4 protein-coding genes are annotated in these 3,785 nt (G+C 64.5%); 3 read left to right on the top strand and 1 reads right to left on the bottom strand.

The genetic code is table 11. From position 1 onward, the window contains the following. Window positions 1-356 precede the first annotated feature (356 nt). A complete protein-coding gene (locus tag QAT43_RS14540; RefSeq protein WP_305043811.1) occupies window positions 357-1,238 on the bottom strand; it encodes a PHP domain-containing protein in 882 nt (293 codons plus the stop codon). A gap of 209 nt (window positions 1,239-1,447) precedes the next feature. On the opposite strand from QAT43_RS14540, the gene QAT43_RS14535 reads away from it, so the two are divergent. The 3 genes from QAT43_RS14535 to QAT43_RS14525 form a co-directional block, all read left to right on the top strand. Then, window positions 1,448-2,410, top strand: a complete 963-nt coding sequence (locus QAT43_RS14535; protein ID WP_305043810.1) for an ABC transporter ATP-binding protein — start codon at window positions 1,448-1,450, stop codon at window positions 2,408-2,410. Continuing rightward, window positions 2,407-3,405, top strand: a complete 999-nt coding sequence (locus QAT43_RS14530) for an ABC transporter ATP-binding protein (RefSeq protein ID WP_305043809.1) — start codon at window positions 2,407-2,409, stop codon at window positions 3,403-3,405. The genes QAT43_RS14535 and QAT43_RS14530 overlap by 4 nt, the downstream gene beginning before the upstream one ends. 114 nt (window positions 3,406-3,519) lie before the next feature. Continuing rightward, the coding region (locus QAT43_RS14525; protein WP_305043808.1) for a 4Fe-4S binding protein at window positions 3,520-3,785 on the top strand (266 nt) is incomplete at its 3' end.

Here is a 3,785-nt window from a genome sequence, read left to right as displayed (position 1 = left end):
CCTTTGATGAAGGTTCGACGGTTCAGCGGGCAGAGGGAGCTCTGCTCCTGAAATTCGGACGACTGCATCTCGGGTATTCTCCTCGGTAGTCAAAGATAGGCCGGATAAGGGCTTTTTAAACATTCCGACCGATAACATGAGCAAGGTTTATACCACAGGCTTTAAGCTCAAGAAAACCCTTTTTGCAAACGCAAGAAATCACTTAGATATTCTGGCTGAGCACGGATTTTGTCAGCGCCGGCAGCCGGGGAGCGCGCCAGAATCCCGACAGGTCGACCGGCCATATCCCCGACGGGGAGTGCCCCTTAGCGTCGGCCGGGGCGCAGCGCGACGCGCCAGACCCCACGAACAGGGCCTTATCGGCTAGCAGCTTCGCGACGCCTGAGCAAGGCGGCCTGGATTTCCTCGACGCAGGCATAAGGGATGGGCAGCACCCCGCGACACCAGCCGATGCGCCCCTCATCGCCGGCAAAGCCATGATAGTCCGACCCGCCGGTGACGATCAGGTTGCGGCGTCGCGCAAGGCTGATGAGATAATCGACCTCGTCGCGGTTCGCCCCGCCGTGGTAGGCCTCCAATCCGTCAAGACCAAAGCTGGCGAGCACATCGATCAGGTTCTCCAACCGGCGCCGCTCGGGAGTGATCAGGGACGGATGAGCCAGCACCGCCACCCCCCCGGCGCGATGCACCAGGTCAATGGCCTGGTCGGCGGGAAAGAAGCGTTTTTCCACGTTGCAGGGGATGAGATAGCGTTGAAAGGCCTCGGCAGTGTCGGTCACATAGCCTTTTTCCAGCAGGGCCTGGGCGATGTGCGGACGTCCGAGGGTGCCGTCCGCAAGGTCCAGAACCCGAGCGAAATCGAGGGGCGCGCGCTTTTCGCTCGCCAGGCGCCGGTTGACCCGCCCCACGATAAGCTCGTTGCGGCGCAGGCGAAAATCGCGAAAATCCGCCAACTCGCGACCCAATTCGGGGTGCTCGGGGTCAAAGCCATACCCCAGGATGTGCAGGTCGTCAAAATTGCGCCAGCGGCTGGAAAGCTCCACGCCGCTGACCAGTCGGATGCCCAGGGGTTCGGCCACGACGCGGGCCGGCGCGATGCCGTCGAGATTATCATGATCGCAAATCGCCAGGGCGACCACGCCCTGCTCCGCGGCCAGGCGCACCAGGGACTCGGGGGTATGCACGCCATCCGAATAGCTGGTGTGCAGATGCAAATCGACCAAGCTGTTGTTTGTCACTGGTAGTTTGTCCTCTGTCCGTGGCGTGCTCGTCCTGGCCCGTCCTTGGTGGTCCGTGCGCCATTTGCATGCAAAGGTTTCGATCCTAGCACAAAGGCCCGCCCCAAGGAAAACCCATCCAGGCATTTCTTGACCGGGTCGCCGATTGGGGTTAAATTCTGAAGCCATCAATTCAAAGACGATCCCTTTGACTGTCCCGCGGGAGTCCCATGTCGGCCCTTCTGGCGATACGCAACCTCAAAACCTACTTTTTCACCTCCTCGGGCATCGTCAAGGCCATTCGCGGCGTCGATCTCGACCTGCCGCCACGCCAAACCCTGGCCCTGGTGGGCGAATCGGGTTGCGGCAAATCCATGACCGCCCTCTCCATTCTGCGCCTGGTCCCCTCGCCGGGCCGCATCGTCGAGGGCGAGATTCTCTTTCACGGCGAGGATCTTCTGCGCCTGCCCCTTGCGGAAATGCGCCGCGTGCGCGGCAACCGCATCTCGATGATCTTCCAGGAACCCATGACGTCCCTCAACCCGGTTTTCCGCATCGGCGAGCAGATCGGCGAGGTGTTGCGCCTGCACAAGGGTCTGGAACGCCGCGCGGCCCTGGATGCCGCGGCCGACCTGCTGCACCGGGTGGGTATCGCCGCGCCGCGCCAGCGGCTGTTCGATTATCCCCACAACCTCTCCGGCGGCATGCGCCAGCGGGTGATGATCGCCATGGCCCTGGCCTGCGATCCGCAACTGCTCATCGCCGACGAGCCGACCACCGCCCTGGATGTCACCATCCAGGCCCAGATCATGGAACTGCTGCGCGGCTTAAAGGAAGAGCGCCAGATGGCGACCCTGCTCATCACTCACGATCTGGGCATCGTCGCCCAGGCCGCCGACCAGGTGGCCATCATGTATGCCGGGCTGGTGATGGAGCGCGCCGAGGTGGCCAGGGTTTACGCCGACCCCCGCCATCCCTACACCCAAGGGCTGCTGGCCTGCGTGCCGCGCCTGGGCGAAAAGAAGACGCGCCTGGCGCCCATCGGCGGCCAGGTGCCCGACCCGCGCAAGCAGTCCGAGGGCTGTCCCTTTCTCGAGCGCTGCCCGGTGGCCTTCGCTCCCTGCCGCGGCGAACTGCCGCCCTTGCGCGAGGTGGCTCCCGGCCATCAGGTTCGCTGCTGGAGGTCCGCATGAACCGGGACGCGACGCCCCTGCTCGAAGTACGCAACCTGCGCAAATCCTTCTGGATCAAGACCTCGCCCCTGCGGGGCCGACGCGAGGAACTCAAGGCGGTCAACGGCGTCTCCTTCCAGTTACGGCCGGGTCGAACCCTGGGCCTGGTGGGCGAATCGGGCTGCGGCAAATCGACCACCGGCAAGCTCATCATGAAGCTGCTCGCCGCCGACGCCGGCGAGATTCTGTTCGAGGGACGCGACCTGGTGCCCCTGTCGTCCGCGCAGGTTCGGCCGCTGCGTCGCCGGATGCAGATGGTGTTTCAAGACCCCTATTCCTCCCTCAATCCGCGCATGCGCGTGGGCGACATCATCGGCGAACCCCTGCGCATCCACGGCCTGGCAATCGGCACCATCGAGGAGAGCGTGACCGAGCTTCTCGAACGCGTCGGCCTGGGCGCCGACCATGCCCGCCGCTATCCCCATGAATTTTCCGGCGGGCAACGCCAGCGGATCGGCATCGCACGCGCCCTGGCGCTCAGGCCGAGCCTGGTGGTGGCCGATGAACCCGTGTCGGCCCTCGATCTCTCCGTCCAGGCCCAGGTGGTGAACCTGCTGCAAGACCTGCAACGCGAATTCGACCTCACCTATCTGTTCATCGCCCACGACCTCTCCCTCATCGAGCACATCAGCGACGAGGTGGCGGTCATGTACCTCGGCGCCATCGTCGAGCAGGCCGATGCCGGGGATCTCTACCTGCGGCCGCGCCATCCCTACACCGAGGCGCTGCTCAACGCCGTGCCGGTTCCCGACCCGACCCGGCGCAAAAGCTACACCCCCCTCAAGGGCGAGGTGCCCTCCCCCCTGGCGCCGCCGGGCGGCTGCACCTTCCATCCACGCTGCCCCTATGCCCGCGAAATCTGCGCCATCGAGGCGCCGGCACTACTGGAAAAACAGTCGGGGCATTTCGCCGCCTGCCACTTCAGCGACGAGGTGGGACGCTTCCGCACCCGTTGATCCAGTCCCTCGCTCATCCCTCGCCCAGGATTCTTGACAACCATTGCGCGCCTCGGCAGAATGGGCCGATTGTGCCGCGGCCGGCACGCATCGCCACCAGCCGGGGAGTATGTCATGGGACCCATCGAAACCGTTCGGGAGCGCTGTCGCAAGTGCTATTCCTGCGTGCGCAACTGCCCGGTCAAGGCGATCAAGGTCGGTCCCGACTGGGCGGAGGTTATCCACGCCCGCTGCATCGGTTGCGGCAAATGCCTCAAGGCCTGCTCCCAAAAGGCCAAGGTGATCGCCGACTGCATCGAGGGCACCCAGCGCTTCCTGCGCGGCGGCGCTGACGTCATCGCCGTGCTGGGCTGCTCCTACGCGGCCTTTTTCAACGACCT

It is taken from the genome of Geoalkalibacter sp., from assembly GCF_030604225.1.
Taxonomy (GTDB): Bacteria; Desulfobacterota; Desulfuromonadia; order Desulfuromonadales; family Geoalkalibacteraceae; genus Geoalkalibacter.
The sequence above is the reverse complement of the archived record's forward strand: the minus strand, read 5'-3'. Positions and strand labels throughout refer to the sequence as shown.